Origin of the sequence: Chitinophaga filiformis (assembly GCF_900102545.1) — a bacterium.
GTDB lineage: Bacteria > Bacteroidota > Bacteroidia > Chitinophagales > Chitinophagaceae > Chitinophaga > Chitinophaga filiformis.
Map to the genome: position 1 here is coordinate 39,064 of NZ_FNBN01000006.1, position 20,484 is coordinate 59,547.

A 20,484-nucleotide genomic window follows, 5' to 3' on the forward strand; every position below is an offset into this window, starting at 1 on the left:
CTTGAGTGAACTGGGTGAACAACACCGAACCTGACCCGTACCCGTGGAAACTATAACGTGAAATAAATGATATACAGCATTGCTGCATTGGACTAGTATCTCTTAACTGCTTGTATAAAACGTTTTAGCGTATACTTTTCATCAATAGAATGTGTTTAAGTTTTAGAATAAAATTGTTTACTGTTGATACTTTGTGAAGCTACTGTTTACCTGTAATCCTGCTGGTTTGATTTTTAGTTCCTGCTACAATATTTTCTTGGTCTGCGATTTAGGTTGAACTCATTGATTAACTAACACTCTTCATCAGGGCTTGGTAACGGGAATCTACAAAATACAGGTTACATGCTAGTTGCATTTGTGCCTTTATTACGATTCAAATATAATGAGCCGTCTGATAACTTTTTAACCTTTTTTTATAAAGAATAGACATTCCCAACACAATTTTTACAGCTACTCAAACTACTTCAAAAAGCATATAGTATTTTAATAATCAAATGATTAACAAGCAAACATTCTATACAAATAGAAGATATTTACTATACAAATAGGATAATCCAAAAGCAATAACATTGACTTTATAACATCAGTAGAATACTATTCGTTATTTAACTTATTTTGGTTCGTATCAACCAGGATCATACTAACACAATGGAAAGTTTGGGGGCCTTATTAATTTAAACCAGGTGGACTATGGCTAAAGCTGACATGCTTAGCAGACTTATAAATACACTTACAAAAGCTGAAAAAAGATACTTTCGTTTGTATACGGCGCTCCAGCAGGGAAACAAAGACTATGTCAACCTCTTCAACATGATGGAACGTATATCATTCAAAAGCACTGCTGAATTAAAGCAGGCGTTTCAGCAACAATATGCCGGCTGTAGTTATGAAGTTTGCAGTAAATATCTGTACAAAGTATTGCTGGATTGCCTGTTGCATCTGCGAATGCAACGACATCCCACTGCTGCATTAACAGCAGGTATTTTAAAATGCGACATTCTTTTTGAACGCTCTTTACATGAAGATGCATTGAAGCAATTGCAGAAAGTACAAACAACTGCAGCAACCAATGAAAAACAATTATTACAGTTATGGGCACAACAACAGGAGATGCAATTGCTGCAACAGATGAATTTCCCTGGTATTACGGAAGAAGATCTGTTATACAAACAATCGAACATACAGCAAACAATGCTGGATATGCAACAGATAAGGCAGCAGACATCTTTATATGAAACACTCAGGCATCGACTATTATACAGGGGTAGTGCACGTAGTGTACGGCAGCAGGAAACGGCAGATGTGTTGAATGCAGACATGCCTCCACCAGTGCCACATTCTGCTACCAGTCTGAAAGTGCATCTGTTATTCGAGGCACATTATTATCTCGTTACCAGCGATTATCCTGCCGCATTACAGGTATTTCACAAACTACATCAGTTACTGGAAACACATCCTGTGCTATTTGAAGACACACCGACCGATCATCTGCTGATCGTAGAAGGTATACTGGATAGTTTACGGGCAGGCAAACACTATGAGGAGCTATTCTCATTTATTGACAAGGTGAAACGTCTGAATGGCGACAGTGTTTACTTTTCCATTATGCAGCAACGTCTGTTATTCATTTATGAGGCGGGCGCTTATATAGACAGTGGCAACTTCCCGCTTGCACTTAAATTATTGCAGCAGTATATGCCGGCAATAATGAAAAACATACTGTTGATGGACATCGGAAAGCAGGCTGAGATCTATCTGCACATGACACTGATCTACCTTGGTAATGAAGATATCAACAACGCTCACAACAGTCTTGAGCAGGTATTACAAAGTAATCTTTACAGTACCCTGCCTATCTACCGCACCTGTCGCCTGGTACATCTGCTTATACAGTATGAACTGGGTAACTATGAATACATCCGTTATGAGACAAGGGCTTTCCGCCGTCACTTACAACCAGATACGAAACGTTCTTATCTGCTGGAAAGAACAGTGATCAAATTTCTTGGATATGGTGAAATACCAACAGTCACTGCCTATCGTGCGGCTCTCTGGAAAAAGATCAATGCCAGTTTCGAGAAAATAAAAGCGGATAAATATGAACGCCAGCAGCTAAAACTTTTTGACTTCTCAGCATGGATAGAAGCAAAGCTGAAGCGAAAAACCCTAAGTGCCGTACTACAGGAGAAACTTAAGAATTAGTAAGTTCGTAACGATCATCACGTCATTCCAACTGTTCAATACGATGCAGGCGCAGGTTGATTATTCCTCAGGTTAATAACAGTTCTGTTCAGATAAGGCAATAAAGCGATCAACAGAATGATCACTGCCAGTAAACAACTGATCAGGTAATAATAATCCATTGAAAAACGGATCTGCGCCTGTATATCGGCTGAGCGATATAACAGTCCATTTGCCATCTTTACAGCCTGATCTGCCGGAACCCCTTTTGCTGTAACAGCTTTCTGATACCCCTCAAGTCTTTCTGCTACAAGGGGATCCAGCGAAGTGACCAGGTCCAGGTATCGGTTGTAGTGCACCTTCCTGGAAAAGAGTTGGAAATAGTTGATAAGTGCTATGCTGAGACAAAAGCCAATGAAACGGAAAAAGACGCCTGTTGCAGATGCTGTGCTTCCCAGGTGTGGTGGCACTGAAGAAATTGCATAGATGATCATAGGCGCCATCAGCATTCCAGCTCCCAATCCCTGCAGGATCAGGGGTACAATGAACGTAGGTGCATCCGCTTGCGTGGCAAAGAGCACATGCATCCACAGATGAAATACCAGGAGCAGTACAAAACCGATTATCCATATCCATCTGACAGCTCTTTTAAGTACAATCCATCTTGATGAATACAATACACCTCCTATGACACCGGCAATATTAGCCAGTAGTATATAAGATAAATACCTGGGGTCCATTCCCAGCACAGTAGTAAAATAGTTTGTCGTAATATTCAATGCGCCCCTGCAGATATAAAGGATCAGCAACAGGCCTACACCTATCACATAGTTGCGGTAACGGAAAACTTCCAGGCTCAGATATGGTCTTTTTAATGAACGTTGCCGGAAGACATGCAGGATAAGCAGTATGATCACTCCTATTGTAGCCGCCATAATCCGCTCGTCGCTCCACCAGTAATACTGTTGTCCATACAACAACACATAACCCAGCAAACAAAGTGCGGTAGTATAGATCACATAACTTCCCCAGTCAAGCTGGTACAAAGGGAATTTTCTGTTCAGTCTTATCCGGTTCATGATGAGCACGAGCAATACCGCACCGGGTACATACATAAAGATCATCCACTTGTACAGCACATTATAGTCAAATGCATCAATGATCGGTGCTGTCAGCAAAGTGGTAAGTGCTGTAATACAAAGCAGGATACCATAAAACAGGGAATACCCCATTTCCCTGGCACGGTTAGTCCGCAATCTGCTGAACACAAGTGTAATACATACGCTCGTGGTTACACAATTTGCCATTCCCTGTATGAAGCGAAGCCCCAATAATATATGCAGATCGCGGGTGATATAACAGCCGTAGGAAGCAATGATCTGAATCACCGTCCCTATGATTAAGTATTCCTTACTGGCAATAAAAACAAAGAACCTCCTTTCCAATGCAAAGAACCCCGCCAGTGATGCGTAGAACAATACCATCGAGTATTGCACATCAGCAGGCTCTATACCGTAGTAACCGGCTGCAGCAGATCCACTGGCAGTTGATAACCCAAACACGAGCATGGAGGGTAGCAGATTGAGAAAGATCACTGCCCTGATCAGCCACTCGGAGGCCCATGGTTTAAATATGGAAGTTTGCTCAGCCATTTTTCTTACTGATTGAAACCGTCGCATTCATACCAGCCCTTAACAAGGCGATCTCGCCAGGAGCGTTCGTCAATCTGATACGGACAGGTATGCGTTGCACGATCTTTACGAAGTTGCCGGAAGAATTGTCAGGAGGTAAAAGAGAGAAACGGGAACCTGTAGCAGGCGATAATGACTCTATCGTTCCATTGAACGTTTTACCCGGGAAGGCGTCTATTTCAACATCAGCAGTCTGCCCTATGTGCATTTTGCTAACCTGTGTTTCTTTAAAGTTGGCAATGATCCATTTGCCGGTAGCCTGGTTCACGATGAAGGCCAGTGTTTGCCCCGCCTGTATTAACTGTCCTTCCTGGATAGTACGGCGACCCATTTTACCATCATAAGGCGCCCTGATCACCGTATAGGAAACATTGAGTTGATTACGTCCCAAAAGCGCTTCCCTACGCTGTATCTCTGCCATTAATGCGGCTTTCTGAGATCTGATATCATCTATTTTTGATACAGCAGCATCATAGTTATCAACGATAGACGCATAGTCGGCCTTTGCTACATCCAATGCTGTCTGTACATTTTCCAATTGCTGTTTTGTAGCAGATTCTGCATCGTACAGTTTCTGGTAGCGGTCATATTCCTGTTGTTGCTTCCAGAGCCTTGCTTTAGCAGCCGCGATCTGTGCCTGAGTACCTTCCGCTGTTTTACTACTGGTGATCACATTACTTTCCAGTATCTGTATCTGCGCTCTTGCATTTGTCAAAGCAGCATTTGCTTCCTGTTCCTGCAACACATATTCGCTGTCATCTATCACCAATAAGGTATCTCCTTTTTTTACGTCCTGGTTTTCTTCGTAGTTGATCCTGCTGATATAACCTGTCACACGGGAAGTAATGGGGTTGATATACTCCTCTACCTGTGCATCATTGGTTTCTTCATACCTGCGCAGTTCAAACAAGGTACTGATCCCCCATACAGCCAGAGCCACCAGGATAATACCTGCTACCCAGCCGGTAATGGCGGTGATCAGTCTATCGGTCTTCCTATAGTTGTTCCTCTTGCCTGTCATAACTTATAAATTGCCTATAACTTTTTGTAACTGGTAATATCTGACACGGGCGGCTATGTTGGCCGACACCAGGTCAAAACGTGTTTGTAACAGCTGGGTATCTGCATCCAGCAGATCGGTCACCAGGGAGAGTTGATTGAAATAAGTGTTATTCACAATCCTGAGGTTTTCTGCCGCCTGTTTCACATTTGTCTTTGCGACGTCTATGCGTGTAAGCGCTTCTTTGTATCGCAGGAAGGCTTCGTTCACCTGCTCTTTTATCTCGTCGCCTATCTCCTTATGTTCTACCTCCTGCCTTTTCAATTGCAGTTCCGCTACCTTCTCTTTATGCTTGTTATGATAAAAAGAAGAGATAGGGAAAGCCGCTTTCACGCCATACATACCTACGCCATACGTCGCAGCAGCATAGGGATAGAACTGTATCTGCGGATAAGCCCAGGCATACTCTGCAAACAAGCCAATTTTAGGTGAAATATTTGCTTTTACCTGTTTAAGCGATAATTCTTTAAGGGCGGTCTCTCCTTCGGAGATCTTATATTCATAGGCATGATCTGCAGCAGCGGCCAGGTAATCTTCATATGTTCCTGGTATTACCATTGGCTCTGTCAATGCAGTATCTGGTTCTATTAATACATGTTCATCTGCTCCGATCATATTAGCCAGCTTCTGACTGGCAATAGCAATGTCATTGTCGATCGCCATCATTCCCATCTTCTGGCGGGATAGTTTTAATTCCGCTCTCAACACATCGCTTTTCAATACGACGCCATTTTTCTGTAATTCCCGGATATGGGCGAGTTGCTTTTCCTGTTCGGCAATATCCTTTGCTATTAATTCTTTAAACCGGCAACTACGCGCCAGATCCAGGTAACAGACTGCCGCATTGAATTTCACTTCAGATACGGTCAGATTTTGTTGTTGTAACGCTATAGCCTGTTCTGTTGCTTCCTTTTTGATCTCCAGGTTTGTCTTGTTTCCGTTATAAATATTAAAGTATGCTTCTCCTCCTATCTTATAATAGTTGTGTAAGACGGGAAATTGTTGTGGTGTATGAAAAAGGCCGTCTTCATATACCGGCATATTGGTAACACGTGCATAAGCACCTGCAGCATTGATTTCCGGTAGTCTTTCCGCCTTCGCATCTTTTAAAGATTCTTCACTGCTTTGTACGCGAAGCCGTGACATTTCTATCCGCTTATTATTCAATTCTGCCTGCTCCCAAATCTGCCCGATAGATAGATGTAACGGTGTTGTGGTGTCGTGAGGTTGCTGTGCCGTTACACACAATGTTAAAAACATAAAAGGCAGCAGTACACATGCCTTTCTGATATTAATCCACATATTCTTTATTCTGCATGCAAAGTTACTATGCGTGGAAATGAACGCTTTTATCTAAATTGCCAATTATTTGTCCATTCAAGCCATTTAGAAACATGCAACCGCTGGCGGGCTATTTAAGTGAGATAGACGTACATCCGCAATCAGTCTATGTTCTGCACGAAAAGGTAGAGAGAAAGTTTTCTATGCATAAGCATGAGAAGGGCCAACTGACTTATGTTGAGGGAGGTATTGCCTTTTGTAATATGCCTGATAGATCTTATGTAGTCCCTGCGCGTCATTATATATGGGTTCCTAAACGTCAGCAGCATTATATGCAGATCAGGCATTCCAAGGCGACCACTACCCGTAACCTGTATTTCTATAGTCATGATGATCACCTGAATCCCTTCTATAACCGCCTGGGCATTTATCCTGTCAATGAATTGCTGCAGCAAATGATTGCCTATTCAGCCCGCTGGAAATGTCATGTATTACCAGGTGAGCCCGGCTTCAGTTTCCTGAGCGCCATTAAGGATATTCTGCCTGAGATCAGTACGACTGCATTGCCTGTAGCATTACCTACCACGCAACACGAGCGCTTACGGCCGGTATTACAATATATTGCTCAGCATTACGATCAGCAGCTGACGCTGGAAAGTGTTAGTCAGGAGTTCGATCTGAGCCCACGTACCCTCTCCCGCCTCTTTACCAATATCCTCAATATGTCTTTCGTACAATACCTGAAAACGTTAAGGGTTGTCAAGGGCATTGAAATGATACTTCAGACAAACCAGACATTAAGTGAAATCGCTTATCAGACGGGGTATAGCAGTATTGCAGCTTTTAGTAAAGTCTTTTATCAGCTCACAAATAAACGGCCTTCCAGTTTTCAGCAGGGTATTTACTAAAATCGCCTGTAAGGTCATATTTCCAATAAAATATTAACCCTATAACATCTGCTTTCAAGAAAACCCAGTTAATCCAATTGAATAAATCCCTTACCGCTGAGCAACTTTTAACATTTCCGTTACTATTAAATTTCTACCTTGCGCCACAGTATTTCCTTCAGGAGCATTAGGTCAGAGCAACTCAGGATTGGACGTAGCATTTATTAACAACATTCAATTCAATCTTAAACCAACCCCAGCTAGTCACATATAGAACAGGACTACAGCTGATTCAATGATTTATCACATGAAGATTTTCAAGCGGGCGGCAGTCATTGCCTCATTATTAGCCTCAGGTTACATTGCACAGGCACAGACACAGAACTGGCAAAATATGGACCTTCAGAAAGATTCCGTATTCGGTATCAGTGTAGAAAAAGCTTATACGGAACTGCTAAAGGATAAGAAATCCAAACCTGTAATTGTTGCAGTAATCGACAGTGGTATTGACACAACGCATGAGGACCTGAAAAGCGTATTGTGGGTAAACGCTAAAGAAAAAAGGGGCAATGGTAAAGATGATGACAAGAATCATTATACAGACGATATCAACGGCTGGAACTTCATCGGTTCTACCAAAGGTAATGTTGACTACGACAACCTGGAACTGACCCGTATCATCCGCCAGCAACAGAAACAATTTGGCAGCCTGAACAGCGTTCCTCCCAAAGATACTGTCGGCCTGTACCAATATAAAGTGCTTAGGGGCAAGTATGAACTGAAACTGTCTGAAGCACAGCAAACGTTATACGGCATCACCCGTTTTGTAGGTATGCTGGATACCATGCTGATCAAACTGGGCAACAATAATCCAACAGCTGCGGACTTACAGGCTTATACTCCACAGAACCCGGCGGAAGCACAGATCAAACAGGTAATTGCCCAGCAACTGGAGCGTTTCCCTGATTTCAAAACCTTCCGTGAAAAAGAACTGGACGCTGCTGTAAATCATTATAAAGAACAAGTGCAATACCAGCTGAACCTGGACTACGACCCGCGCGCTATTGTAGGCGACGACTATAACAATCCAACTGAAAGATACTACGGCTCTGGTGATGCCACTGGTCCGGATGCAGACCATGGTACACACGTGGCAGGTATCATCGGGGCAGGCAGGGATAATAACCTGGGTATCAACGGTGTGGCTAACAATGTACAGATCATGTCAGTAAGGGCAGTGCCTAATGGTGATGAAAGAGACAAGGACGTGGCCAATGCTATCCGCTATGCGGCAGATAATGGCGCCCGCGTGATCAATATGAGTTTCGGTAAGCCTTACTCTCCTAACAAAAATGTTGTGGACGAGGCGGTTAAATACGCCATCTCTAAGGATGTATTGCTGATTCATGCTGCAGGTAACGATGCCGAGAATATAGATATCACCCCCAACTATCCCAGCCGTGTTTACCAGAATGGTGATACTGCAACTGCCTGGATAGAAGTAGGTGCTTCCGGCCCTGATAATGACGAAACACTGGCAGCACCGTTCTCTAACTACGGTAAGCTCTCTGTGGATGTATTTGCTCCTGGTGTGGGCATCTACTCCTCCACCCCGGGTTCTCATTATGACTACCATGATGGTACCAGTATGGCAGCCCCTGTGGTAACCGGTCTGGCGGCCCTGATCCGTTCTTATTACCCTAAGCTGAGTGCAGTACAGGTAAAAGATATCATCCTGAAATCAGTGGTAAAGGTGGACCACCCGGTGACCATCATGGAAGAAGGTCAGCCTAAAACAGTACAGATGACAGACCTTTGCCGCACCGGTGGTGTAGTGAATGCTTACAAAGCACTGGAACTGGCGGCTACCTACAAATAAGACAATTAAATCTCCTTTTTTCAATAGAAAAGTAGTTTCGCGGATGCGGAACTACTTTTTTGATTTACAGTGGTTTATAATTTTCTTTTATATTTTTTTGGAAATTGAAGGGAAATATATAATTTTGCCGTCCCGAACGGGGAAATATACCCCCGGTACTATTGCCTGATAGTATAACGGTAGTACGACAGACTCTGACTCTGTTTGTCTTGGTTCGAATCCAGGTCAGGCAACAAAGAAGCCCGCTCAATGAGCGGGCTTCTCTTTTATTGCTACAGGCGGTTCTTTCTATTTATAGAATTTCCAACTCTGCACATGGGTTTTATCATGAAATCCGGCGCCATCATATAAAGGATTTCCTTCAAAGAATACACCTCTCACTGAATCAAACGGAGTGATATCATTAATCTCAAGTAGCTGATGAATATTTTGTATTACGGCACAATCCAATCTTCTTATAATCTTATCCTTTGCACCCAAATTATTCGGCGGATTTATATTTGCTGGCAGCTTTTTGCCTTCTGATTCCTTTAACTTCTTCAAATTATCAAAAGAATATCTTGCCAGATCTATCCACTTTTTATCTGATAGATCTAAACAGTGTCCCAAATTTATAACAGCGCCAATAACTGCCGGTTTCCTTATTTTGACATTTCGGGAGGGTTTGAAGCGAAGTCCCAAGCCCTCTCATAATTGTTTTGCCAAAAGTATACACCATTTCCAAGCCAATTCCAATCATTCGTGCTGGGACGCAACGAAGTCTTACCATTAATAACCCTATTTTGCACACTTAAATCACATCCATGAAAGCCTAATATTAGGCCAGGATCAGTTGAATAGATCATATTCTGCGATAGAAAGTTACGTGGAAATAAATCTTTTTTGGGGAAGGAAGTTCTATTTACAAGCTGCTTTTTTTGTGGTTAACTTCTTAGGAGCAGCTTTAGCTTTCTTACCTTCAATGTACAAATCTCCTATACCCAAATCTTCAACAAGCTTAAAAATATCACAACAATCTCTAATAGCCATAATCAGCTATTTCCATTGTCAGGTATTTTCCGGAACTTACTCACAAATACCAGAAAAAAGCTAACGTAAAACAGGTTAGAAATTGTCACGTAAACCGGAAACCTATTCCCATATCTAAACCAATACATCATGAATATCTCTATCCGCTTCATATTTCCCTTTATTCTACCTTTCCTCACCGCCACCTCCATGACAGCCCCGAAAACCAATTTTGACGCTTATAATGCCCAATACGACCAAGGAACCTGCAGCACTGTCAAACGACTTAAGCAAACACCCCCTGACAGCGGCTACCCCTTCGTTCTTATAACAAGCGTAAAATTTAAAGGCTGTGACAAGGGGATACCGACAGAACAGGAACAATCCAATTTAGACAGGGTCTCCGACTCAGTCTATGCCAATGTTACCAGACTTGTAAAGAATATCATGGCTGGTACATTCACTTATCAATGTGAACGGCAGGAATATTACTATGTCGCGGATACAACACAGATAAGAGACCGTCTCTCTGCTTTGTACAAAAAGTACTTTAGCGCATATGATGCTAACATCAGCATTAAGCTTGATAAGGACTGGGACACCTACCGGAAGCTCTTACATCCGAACGAATAGACCATGGAATACCACTGGGCTAAGAAAAAGAAGGGAAGAAATGTAAGGCTGGGAAACAACAGTAGTAAAATAATGAGAAAGCCCGCTGCAATCGCAACGGGCTTTATATTAAGCAGGATCCGCCATTATCACACTTATTTTGTATACACCATTTTCTTGCTTTCCACGATGCGTCCATCTACTTCCAGGCTATAAATATAAGTACCTGCATTAACGCCGTCCAGTGTCAACGTAACACTGTTACTGTTATTTGCTTTCAGGTCGTAACGTCTGATCTGTTTACCATTCAGGTCTGACACAGTCAGATATGCTTTAGCAGCGGAACGTGGGTAAGCATACTTAATAGTAGTGCTGCCATTGAATGGATTAGGCGCATTACCAAGAACGTAAGATTCACCGGAAGTATTTGCAGCTACCTGCAGGCTGCCACTTTTAATTGCGGCTAATTGTGCCTGCACTTCTGCCAGTGTTTGTTTTAAGGCATTCACTTCCTGTTGCAGGGCTGCCACATCTTCGCCTGCACCTGCAGTTTCCGTAGAACGCTGAGCGCTGGTACTGCTTCTGTATATAAATCCGTTGTCATCTATTACCAATATGCGGCCACTACCTGAAGGCAGATTCTCGAAACGCACATTACCGTTTACGTGCAATTTCGCTGAAGGGCTAAACGTATTGATACCAAAGTTACCACTGGCATCCAGGCGGGCACGTTCTAAGCCATTAGACCCTGTAGGGTCAACTCCAACACCAAATATTAAGCTCCCTCCAGAAGTGATATTATGTATAACAAAATCACCTGCCTGGCCGGAGGTCACAAAGTCGGCTAATCCTGTTGCCAATCCTATTCTTGCAATAGGGCTGGGGTAAGAAGGCTGTGAGCCAGGCAGCGTTGGACTCAGGCTAAAATAAGCAGAAGGAGCACGACCTGAAAAAAGCGCATTGTTATCTGCAGTACTTGCATTATGTACATGCAGCAATCTGGCTGCCTGACTTACACCAATACCTACATAACCATTAGATAGAATGGTAGCCTTTTCTGTGTTGTTGGTTCTGAATACCAATCTGGCAGTATCCCGTGTACCAAGGAAATTAGTTGCGGGATTTGTTCCTGCATTACCGGTCAACAGCCACCCAGATCCACTGCCTACAGAAGCAGCATCTCTCCAGAACAAACGGCCACTGGTATCCTGTACCAGCAGACGACTGAATGTGTTGTTCTGCGTGATACCTGTGAAACGTACAGTACCTGTTGTGTGCAACTGAGCAGAAGGGACATTGGTGCCAATACCGACAAACAGGCTACCAAATTTCAGGGAATCATTCACAGCGTACAGTCGCTGTCCGGTAGCGTCTGCTATCCAGCCCTGGGCGGAGGCTGCAAAAGTGGTTAACATGCCACATAGGGCCATAAGCAAAGCTTTCCTCGTAAGGATCTTTTTCATAGTTCGTATTTAGGATTAAGAAAAAAGAGATTATTAGTGCAAAAACACTAAGGGTTAATGTTGAGATTATCTGGTAGAAATAAATGGCTATTTGTCATTAGAAAGACTAATGGGTTAAACAATTCGACGCATCAAATGTACGAAAAAGAGATAGGGCTACAAAAAAATTTATGAAAAAAAAGTACCCGATAAGTACATGTGCTATTCAAAAATGGCAATAATACAGATGCTGCTGAATAATAAGAAAGCCCGCTGCATTATTGCAACAGGCTCCTTTTCTTCATAAGCAAACTTACTTACCACAAGGGCATATAAATGGATAATGTGTATTGTCTATCAGCGGTTCAACTCCGAAGAAATCATTCAGCACTGATTCTGCCGTACAATATGCACCTTCTACCCAGGCCTGATCATTCGAGTACGCCTCTCCTACTATAAAGATATTTGCATCCGCTCCCGGGATCAGCTGTGAAGGTTTCCTGATCTTCTGCTGCACATCACAAACATCATAATGCGCGGCGAAAGCATGATAACCGGCATTGAACGGTGGCAGCGACCAATCCATATACCGTGTTTCCAGTGGCTCGGGAACGAAAGTATAATCTGAGGCCGGACCATAATGTACTGCTGCCAGCTGCTTACGTAGCATCTTCACCATGATATCCGGCGCTTCACGCGGTCCCTCAAGTGTCTGCAGATCCTGTGAAGTTGGTATAGTACGGCTCTTTTCCGTTCCCAGCTCTAACTCTCTCCAGAAGGTGGTAAACTCTTCATCATCGTAAGCAGCGAGCAGTCCGTATACAGGCTCCCCACTCTGATCCAGTGCATTGTTACCGAAATAAACTACCTGCCGGATAGGCGTATCAGTGACACTCGGTCCAATGGTATTACGTTCTGAAGCGGCCAATAGTTGTTCTTCCTGCGGAACTGTTAATCTTGTCTGGATAACATGTTCTACCGTCTTGATTAAATCGGCAGCAGCAGCGAAAGGTACTTCCAGTATCCCATTGCTTGGGTTATCCATCGCATTCAGATATGCCTGAGGGAATCCCTGTGACTGCAGACTATTAATAACATCCTGCGTCACTTCATAACCGTTGATCTGTGCAGGATAAACAGCCGCATTATCTCCACTATAGTTATTCGCCCACCATGGTTCTTTAAAGAACATGCCTACTTTATAAGAAGGCTGCAATACGGCCGATTCCAGGTATAACTGCACCTGGCTGTCGTTCAGGACGTCAGTTCCCGCATGATCTTCATAACGGGTAGCCTGGGCCACCAGTTCGATAGAAGCACGGGGCATCGCCATCCATGCAGCGTCTGTAATAAAATCACCGTTCTTCTTATTGGGCGCAGAACGCGTAGCAGTAGTGAACCGCACCTTACCATCATCTGTTGCCAGGATAGAATGCAGACGTGTGTTAGGTTGATAATTAAAGTTTACACCCTGCGCTTTCGCCAGGTCCTTGATAGCATCAAACAAGGCATTGAACATAGTGGAATATCCAGTTTTCAGTGTACGATATTCTGTCCCTGGCGTAAACTCATTATTCGCCTGGAAAGCTACTGCCGAGTTCCAGTTGATCACATTGGAAGTATAACCATTACCATCAGATGTATAGCTGTATCCCTCTGATCCCAGCTGATCAAACATCAGGTTCCAGTAGCCGATATCACTTAACTTATCCCCCTTCTTAAAGATAGAGGAATCAGGGAGATCCACTTTGATCACCCCATTCTGATAGAAGTTACACCATTCTGCTCTTGTTGTCGGACCAGAATTGGCAGTAACAGCCAGGTTCTCTACCGTATTGAATCCGGTATCCGGAGAGTCTGAAGCAGCATAATGATCTGCATTATAAGGAGCGGGTTTGCTGGAGGTAATATCATTCAGGTACATATTCTTTGTACGCAGATAGAACAGCGGATTGGTAGACTCGTTAAATGGTACTGACAAGGGCTTCAGACCGAGTTTTTCAATAACGGTTGTCACCAGGCGATGCCCTCCGCTTTTACCATCGTCATTGCCATCCCAGTAGGAATAGCGCATCCCTCCTACTTCCAGGTATGATTTATTCGGGTCGTCTTTGTAATGCCATGTACACACACGTGCACCTGCCTCACGGGTACCCTGATTGTCTTTATTGAAAGTATACTGGCCCCAGTCGAAGAGTTCCAGGGTATCGCCTGATTGCAGTTGTTTAGCTTTGGCGGATTCACTGTTCGTAATGCCATTGAGCAATCGCCATGCCGTATAAAGCCCGGCAGCGCCGGCGCCGAAAATAGAATAAGTCTTAGCCATAGAAGTATGGTTTAATGTTGAGAGTGTAATTGATTTCTGGTTATTATTCGAGACCGAGGCGTTTCATCTGCTGCGGAAGATCTTTTTCAGGGATCACTACTTCCACCAGTGCAGGGATGTCTGTTAGGTTTTTAACTTCACCTAATACTTCCACCAGTTCATCTATGGTGGTAACGCGGTAACCATTGGTGCCAAAGGCTTGTGCCAGCGCCAGGTAATCCCATTTAGGGAGGATGTCGAATGTATCAAACTTGTGCTGAGGACCGGGTTCAAAAGCGTCCATATTCACATATACCTGCTCTATGGCATATACACCATTGCTCATAACGAAGATCACGGAGTTAAGCTTGTTCCTGGCTAGTGTTGACAAAGACTGGCAAACCATCATAAAACCACCATCTCCGGCTACTGTCCATGCACGTTTGCCGCTACCCAGCTGTGCTCCTGATGCTGCTCCTGTTTCATACCCGATGATCTGCCAGGCTGCGGACGCCAGGAAGCTGTTCTGTGCCAGGCCATAGGCATTCGTAGCCACATACATGGCAGAGCTGATACCGAAAGTCCAGACGATATCTTTCAGCATATTATTGTCGTTCAGGAACTTCATGGATTGCTGGAAGAAACGGTTATAGGTGATCACCTGGGGCTGATCATTCCAGCGGGGATCAGAATTGGATAACCAGGGTTCCGGATAAAGAGGTTGTGGCGGCGCCTTTACAGGCAACGGATAAGGGCTTCCCTGGGCTTTAAAACGGGCGATCAATGCTTCCATGAAATCCTTCATGGTCACATTCTCATAAATGAAATATCCTACCCTGATCTGCTCTGTAGTAGCCAGCACCATGTCGGCATACTTGTTCTCAATAAACCAGAGGTAGTCGTCAGTAATGATAGTACCCAGTGTCAAAAAACAATCTGCTGCTGATACCAGGTCCAGTACACTCTGAATAGACGCCTGATCGGAGTATGTGCCGATGAACTTATCCCCCCCTTCATCCAGCACTGTTTTGCCAAGACTGGTGGTGGTATACAGGAAACCACTCACATCGATGAGTTCCTGTAAAAGAGGTGATAGTCCATGACGTAATACCTCTACACCTGCAAAGATCAGCGGGTTCTGTGCCTGTGTGATCTGTGTCCAGGCAGTGCTGACTGCATTCTCCAATGCAAGAGGATCACTTTGGGGAATGATGGGTTGCAATACGGTATCAGGTGGCGGCGGACAAGGCTCGCCCCATACTTCTTTGTAACATTCAATAAACACAGGTCGCTTGTGGGTAATTGCTGCAATCAGGAGATTGTCTATTTTCTCTGCAGCGCCCACGGAAGTACTAAGTGTTTCGCAGGCCACCGTCACCTGGTCATACACTTCCTGGTCGGCGGCCAGGTTGCCGGTAGAGTGATGATACAACACATCATACATCTTTGTGATCTGGCGGGCATCTGCACCAGGCGTTGCCGAGATAACTACAACGGGGCTACGCTCTACATAAGCACCTCCGATAGCATTCAGCGCAATGAAGGTACTTACACCATATTGAAGGGAAACAGCGGCCAGTCCTCTTGTCCTGCCATATGCATCAGCTGCATAGCCGGCATCCAGTTCATTGATACAACCAATCGCATTGACGCCGTCAAAATGTTCCAGGGCCTGGGTAAAATGTTTAACGTAGTCACCGGGTATCTGGAAAACCTCTGTGACATTTAATTGTTTTAGCCGGGTTAAAAGATAATCCGCAACGGTAAAGGTGGTGTTTTGCATGAATTGTGGTTTATTTAATCATTTGAGGATGACTACAATACAGTAGGGTATGGTATTTCTGCCGGACACATAGCCCGGATGTTAAACAATAAGATGTATTTCTTTACAGTTAGTTGCGATTCTCAGTCAAAGCATGTAGGGCTGTATTACATCCATTTAATAATCCTTCTGATGTGATACAGTAATGTTATGATGTCAAAAATTTGTTGATGATATTAATATTCGAGGTCTGGTTACATTAAAGCAAAAAGGTTATCTGAGCACATCTTGTACACTGAAATTAGAGCAATTTTATAAAAAAACAAAAACTTCGATAACGGGATTAATAATTTCTTAACGGAATATCTGCTACGCCCAATACATTTGCCAGTTCCATCACTTTTGCCGGCGTGTTCAGGCTTTTTCCAAGATCTTCTATCTTAAGATTATTAGCCTTACTTTTAAAAAGATATGCTTTGAATGTATACTGATTAGCTGCTTTGGAAAAGTCCGCACCGTGTGTGGATACCAGTTGGGTTACAAAGGTTGCCAGGGCTTCTATGATAACAGGATACAGCGCATACAGTCCTGCAGACCAGCGTTCAATATCTGCCAGAAAAGCCTTTACCTCCGGCACTTCAATATATGCCAGTTTATCCAGCTGTTTTCTGATGGACTCAAAAGGCATATTCTCCCAATCCTTTGCCCGTAGTACAGGGATCTGCCAGCTGGCCTGTTCCTCTTTCCAGTAATCCTTTTCCGCCTTCACCTGGTGTACTATAAAACCAGGCAGTTCTATTGCGGTAAGATATCCGCCATGACAGGCGCCGGTATCAATGCCGAATGTATTATTCCTCATTTCCGGTTGATCGCCGGTTACATGATGACCATAAATAACTGGCTTGACACCCCGATATTTGTTTACCCATTCTGCGGATGATCCATATTTCTTTTCAAGGTATTTATCACCTGCAGTTGATCCGGATAATACGTCCTCCCGTTGTTCTGTCAGTGCACAATCATGCTCAAAAGCAGCATGCACGATAATGGCGTCCGCTGTTTCGTGATAATACCCAATAGTAGCACACCATTCCAGGAATGCCGGATATTCGTCGCCAAACTGCAGTCTGACGATCTCCTGCGCATAACTCAATACCCCATTCAGGTGCTTGCGTTCATGATTGCCGGCAAGCACAATACTATTCGGTCTGTTCCTGAAATAATGATATACTTCTTTAGACTTTGGTCCCCGGTCGATGATATCGCCGACGGAAATCAACAGATCGTCTTCTTTTAGCCCGATAAGGGTGGTTAACCGGATTAACTCATTATAACAGCCATGGATATCTCCAATTACCAATGTGCGGCTCATATTGCGGTATAGGTTTACAAGGCGACAAAGCTACAAAATCCCCTTCCTTCAAAAAAAATTTGCCTGTTTCCGAAAAAAACATTCACTTTGCGTCATAATAACACAAAGAAAATATACCCCTATGAACAAAGAAGCAAGAGTGGCAATCGCCTATGAAACACTGGACATCCTGGCGGCAGGCCAGTACCAGAACCAACGGAATGAAGTGGTCAATATCAGCAAGGATCTCAGGCATGCTGTACAGCACACTATTCATTACAAACCCGAAGACTTTGAAAACGTATTCATTGCGAGAGACACCCAACTTAAAAATGCTCCTGCCGGCACATGCTGCATTGAGGTAACAAGTGAAACTACCTTTGCTGCGGCGCGCAGACTGGTGGCAACCGAAGGTGCAGAAAATGTATGCTGCCTCAATTTTGCTTCCGCTAAAAACCCTGGTGGTGGATTTCTTGGAGGTGCACAGGCACAGGAAGAGAGCCTGGCAAGAGCCAGTGGCTTGTATGAAACGCTGAAACAGCATCCTGAAATGTACGAGACAAACAGGAAACATGCCAGCCTGCTATACACAGACCATATGATCTATTCTCCGCTGGTACCTGTTTTCAGAAATGATGAAGACCGCCTCACAGATGAACATTATCTCGTATCCATCATTACATCACCTGCTGTAAACAAAGGTGCATTGCTAATGAATGAGCCTGAATATGCAACAAGCATCGAAACTGTAATGCTTAACAGGATTGAAAAGATTCTGTCAGTGGCCATCGTCAATAACCAGACATCCCTCATACTTGGCGCCTGGGGTTGCGGTGTATTCAGAAACAGTACTGAAGATGTCGCCGCCTGGTTCGCACATCATCTACTGAAGAATGAGACTTTCAAAAATGCATTCAAACACATTGTTTTCGCGATCTATGATCCTTCAGAGAAAAAGAAAACAGCAGATGCATTCAAAAAACAGTTCGGCCATTTCAACCCAGTAGGTTAACCCACCGGAATACCGGCTATCAGCCAGGTGTTCCGGTTGTATTACATTGTGACGCTTTCAGCTGTTGTTGTTATCCCCAACAGATATTCTATTCTGCAATGTATCTTCAACCGCTATCCTTTTCTTAAATTCGGTCAGAGAAAAGGATGGCCAATGAAAAACTCAGTATACATACTCTTTCTACTCCTGCTACTTTCCACGGTTGGCAAAGCACAACAAAAGACATACTGCAATCCAATCAATATAGACTACGGCTTTACGCCCATCCCTAACTTCTCGGAAGCAGGCAGGCACCGCGCTACAGCCGATCCTGTTATCACGCTTTTCAAAGGTGATTACTATCTTTTCTCTACGAACCAATGGGGTTACTGGTGGAGCAGTGATATGTATAACTGGCACTTCGTACCAAGAAAATTCCTCAAACCTTATCACAAAGTATACGACGAACTCTGCGCTCCCGCAGTATTTGTTTTGGGAGATACTCTACTGGTGATTGGCTCTACCTATGAAAAGAACTTTCCCATCTGGATGAGCACCAATCCTAAGGTAGACGACTGGAAAGAAGCGGTAGACTCCTTCCGCGCAGGTGCATGGGATCCGTCTTTTTTCCTTGATGATGATAATCGTCTTTATCTCTATCATGGCTCCAGTAATACCTATCCGCTATATGGACAAGAGGTGGATCGTCATACATTACAGCCCATCGGAGAACGACATGACCTTATCAAACTCCACGATGAACAACATGGATGGGAACGTTTCGGTGAATACAATGATAACAACTTTATGCCTCCCTTTATGGAAGGTGCATGGGTCAATAAACATAACGGTAAATACTATCTGCAGTACGGCGCTCCCGGCACGGAATTCAGCGGTTATGCGGATGGCGTATATGTCAGCGATCATCCCTTAGGCCCCTTCACTTACCAGGTCCATAATCCTTTTAGTTATAAAGCCGGAGGATTCGCCAGGGGCGCAGGACATGGTGCTACCTATCAGGATAAATATGGCCATTGGTGGCATGTTTCCACGATGGTCATCAACGTGAAAAACAATTTCGAAAGAAGAATCGGCATCTGGCCGGCCGGCTTTGACAAAGACGATATTCTTTACTGTAATACTGCCTTCGGAGATTATCCCTATTACTTGCCTACTGAAAAAGAAGAGGGCCATTTCACCGGCTGGATGTTACTGAACTATCAACACCCTGTAACAGTCTCTTCCACCTACGGCGCATATTATGCCAATAATGCTGTGGATGAAAGTATCAAGACTTACTGGTGTGCTGCCACTGCCAATGCCGGAGAATGGATACAAAGCGACCTGGGAGCACTATCTGCCGTCAACGCTATTCAGATCAACTATGCCGACCAGGATGCAGACATTCTCGGTAAACGCACAGATATCTATCATCAATACCGCCTCTGGCATTCTACAGATGGTAAGAACTGGAAATTACTGGTGGATAAAAGCCGGAATAAAACGGATGTTCCGCATGACTATATAGAACTCCCTCAGCCCTTAAGTACCCGTTATATCAAACTGGAAAACATCCACATGGCCGACGGAAAATTCGCCATCAGCGGATTAAGAGTATTTGGCAAAGGTAATGGCGCCCCTCCGGCCGAAATAAAGAACTTTATCGTACTACGGCAACAATCCGATAAGCGGAATGCCTGGCTGAAATGGTATCCGTCAAGCGATGCCTATGCCTGTAACATCTACTACGGTATTGCCCCTGATAAACTATATACCAGCATCATGGTCTACAACGCTTCCGAATATTATCTGAAGACACTTGACAAGAATACCACGTACTATTTTTCCATTGAACCTGTCAACGAGAATGGGGTTGGCAAAAGGAGCCCGGTGATGAAAGTAGAATGATTATCAATGATTTTCCATATCTTTATTCCGGACAGAATAAGACAAAGAAGTTAGCGACCAAAACAATCTCCATCCGAAGAAAGACGGCAACACGTTACCATTTTACCAATAAATACTTATTTAATT

At 43.8% G+C, this 20,484-nt stretch carries 15 protein-coding genes and 1 tRNA gene; 7 read left to right on the forward strand and 9 right to left on the reverse strand.

Annotated elements, in window-relative coordinates; all coding sequences use genetic code 11:
• Positions 1-690: 690 nt before the first annotated feature.
• A complete protein-coding gene (locus BLR32_RS34415; RefSeq protein WP_089835111.1) occupies positions 691-2,202 on the forward strand; it encodes a hypothetical protein in 1,512 nt (503 codons plus the stop codon).
• 35 nt (positions 2,203-2,237) lie between these two features.
• Here the strand turns inward: BLR32_RS34415 and BLR32_RS22450 are convergent, their stop codons facing one another.
• Genes BLR32_RS22450 through BLR32_RS22460 form a run of 3 tightly spaced genes read right to left on the reverse strand, consistent with a single transcriptional unit; the run spans position 2,238 to position 6,192 of the window.
• Positions 2,238-3,833: an MFS transporter gene (locus BLR32_RS22450; protein WP_089835112.1), complete on the reverse strand. Its 1,596-nt coding sequence runs from the start codon at positions 3,831-3,833 to the stop codon at positions 2,238-2,240.
• Positions 3,826-4,893 (reverse strand): HlyD family secretion protein, encoded by a 1,068-nt coding sequence (locus BLR32_RS22455; protein WP_089835113.1) that lies wholly within the window; start codon positions 4,891-4,893, stop codon positions 3,826-3,828. The genes BLR32_RS22450 and BLR32_RS22455 overlap by 8 nt, the downstream gene beginning before the upstream one ends.
• A gap of 3 nt (positions 4,894-4,896) precedes the next feature.
• The gene (locus BLR32_RS22460; RefSeq protein WP_245705502.1) at positions 4,897-6,192 is read right to left on the reverse strand and encodes a TolC family protein; all 1,296 of its coding nucleotides are present in this window, start codon (positions 6,190-6,192) and stop codon (positions 4,897-4,899) included.
• Positions 6,193-6,326: 134 nt separating this feature from the next.
• Here BLR32_RS22460 and BLR32_RS22465 point away from each other — a divergent pair, with 134 nt between their 5' ends.
• The 3 genes from BLR32_RS22465 (at position 6,327) to BLR32_RS22475 (ending at position 9,212) form a co-directional block, all read left to right on the forward strand.
• Positions 6,327-7,121: an AraC family transcriptional regulator gene (locus BLR32_RS22465; RefSeq protein WP_089835114.1), complete on the forward strand. Its 795-nt coding sequence runs from the start codon at positions 6,327-6,329 to the stop codon at positions 7,119-7,121.
• Between the two features lie 286 nt (positions 7,122-7,407).
• Positions 7,408-8,979 carry a S8 family peptidase gene (locus BLR32_RS22470; protein ID WP_089835115.1) on the forward strand — a complete coding sequence of 524 codons (1,572 nt, stop codon included), beginning with the start codon at positions 7,408-7,410 and terminating at the stop codon, positions 8,977-8,979.
• 162 nt (positions 8,980-9,141) lie between these two features.
• Positions 9,142-9,212 (forward strand) — tRNA-Gln (locus tag BLR32_RS22475).
• A gap of 55 nt (positions 9,213-9,267) precedes the next feature.
• Here BLR32_RS22475 and BLR32_RS22480 read toward each other — a convergent pair.
• Positions 9,268-9,660: a hypothetical protein gene (locus tag BLR32_RS22480; RefSeq protein ID WP_089835116.1), complete on the reverse strand. Its 393-nt coding sequence runs from the start codon at positions 9,658-9,660 to the stop codon at positions 9,268-9,270.
• A gap of 216 nt (positions 9,661-9,876) precedes the next feature.
• Positions 9,877-10,008, reverse strand: a complete 132-nt coding sequence (locus tag BLR32_RS34510; RefSeq protein WP_262487433.1) for a hypothetical protein — start codon at positions 10,006-10,008, stop codon at positions 9,877-9,879.
• 129 nt (positions 10,009-10,137) lie between these two features.
• Here BLR32_RS34510 and BLR32_RS22485 point away from each other — a divergent pair, with 129 nt between their 5' ends.
• Complete coding sequence (locus tag BLR32_RS22485) at positions 10,138-10,620, forward strand: DUF695 domain-containing protein (protein WP_089835117.1); 483 nt, start codon at positions 10,138-10,140, stop codon at positions 10,618-10,620.
• Positions 10,621-10,754: 134 nt separating this feature from the next.
• On the opposite strand, the gene BLR32_RS22490 is transcribed toward BLR32_RS22485, so the two are convergent.
• From BLR32_RS22490 to BLR32_RS22505, 4 genes are all read right to left on the reverse strand, one after another.
• Positions 10,755-12,062, reverse strand: coding sequence for a T9SS type A sorting domain-containing protein (locus BLR32_RS22490; protein ID WP_143011549.1), 1,308 nt, complete (start codon positions 12,060-12,062; stop codon positions 10,755-10,757).
• 292 nt (positions 12,063-12,354) lie between these two features.
• Positions 12,355-14,367, reverse strand: coding sequence for a flavin monoamine oxidase family protein (locus tag BLR32_RS22495; protein ID WP_089835119.1), 2,013 nt, complete (start codon positions 14,365-14,367; stop codon positions 12,355-12,357).
• Positions 14,368-14,410: 43 nt separating this feature from the next.
• Positions 14,411-16,129, reverse strand: coding sequence for an alpha-keto acid decarboxylase family protein (locus BLR32_RS22500; RefSeq protein ID WP_089835120.1), 1,719 nt, complete (start codon positions 16,127-16,129; stop codon positions 14,411-14,413).
• A gap of 322 nt (positions 16,130-16,451) precedes the next feature.
• Positions 16,452-17,480: a metallophosphoesterase gene (locus BLR32_RS22505; protein WP_089835121.1), complete on the reverse strand. Its 1,029-nt coding sequence runs from the start codon at positions 17,478-17,480 to the stop codon at positions 16,452-16,454.
• A 121-nt stretch (positions 17,481-17,601) separates the two neighbouring features.
• On the opposite strand from BLR32_RS22505, the gene BLR32_RS22510 reads away from it, so the two are divergent.
• Both BLR32_RS22510 and BLR32_RS22515 read left to right on the forward strand, forming a co-directional pair.
• Positions 17,602-18,471: a TIGR02452 family protein gene (locus BLR32_RS22510; protein WP_089835122.1), complete on the forward strand. Its 870-nt coding sequence runs from the start codon at positions 17,602-17,604 to the stop codon at positions 18,469-18,471.
• A gap of 153 nt (positions 18,472-18,624) precedes the next feature.
• Entirely contained in the window at positions 18,625-20,358 is a 1,734-nt protein-coding gene (locus tag BLR32_RS22515) for a family 43 glycosylhydrolase (RefSeq protein WP_089835123.1), read from the forward strand.
• Positions 20,359-20,484 lie beyond the last annotated feature (126 nt).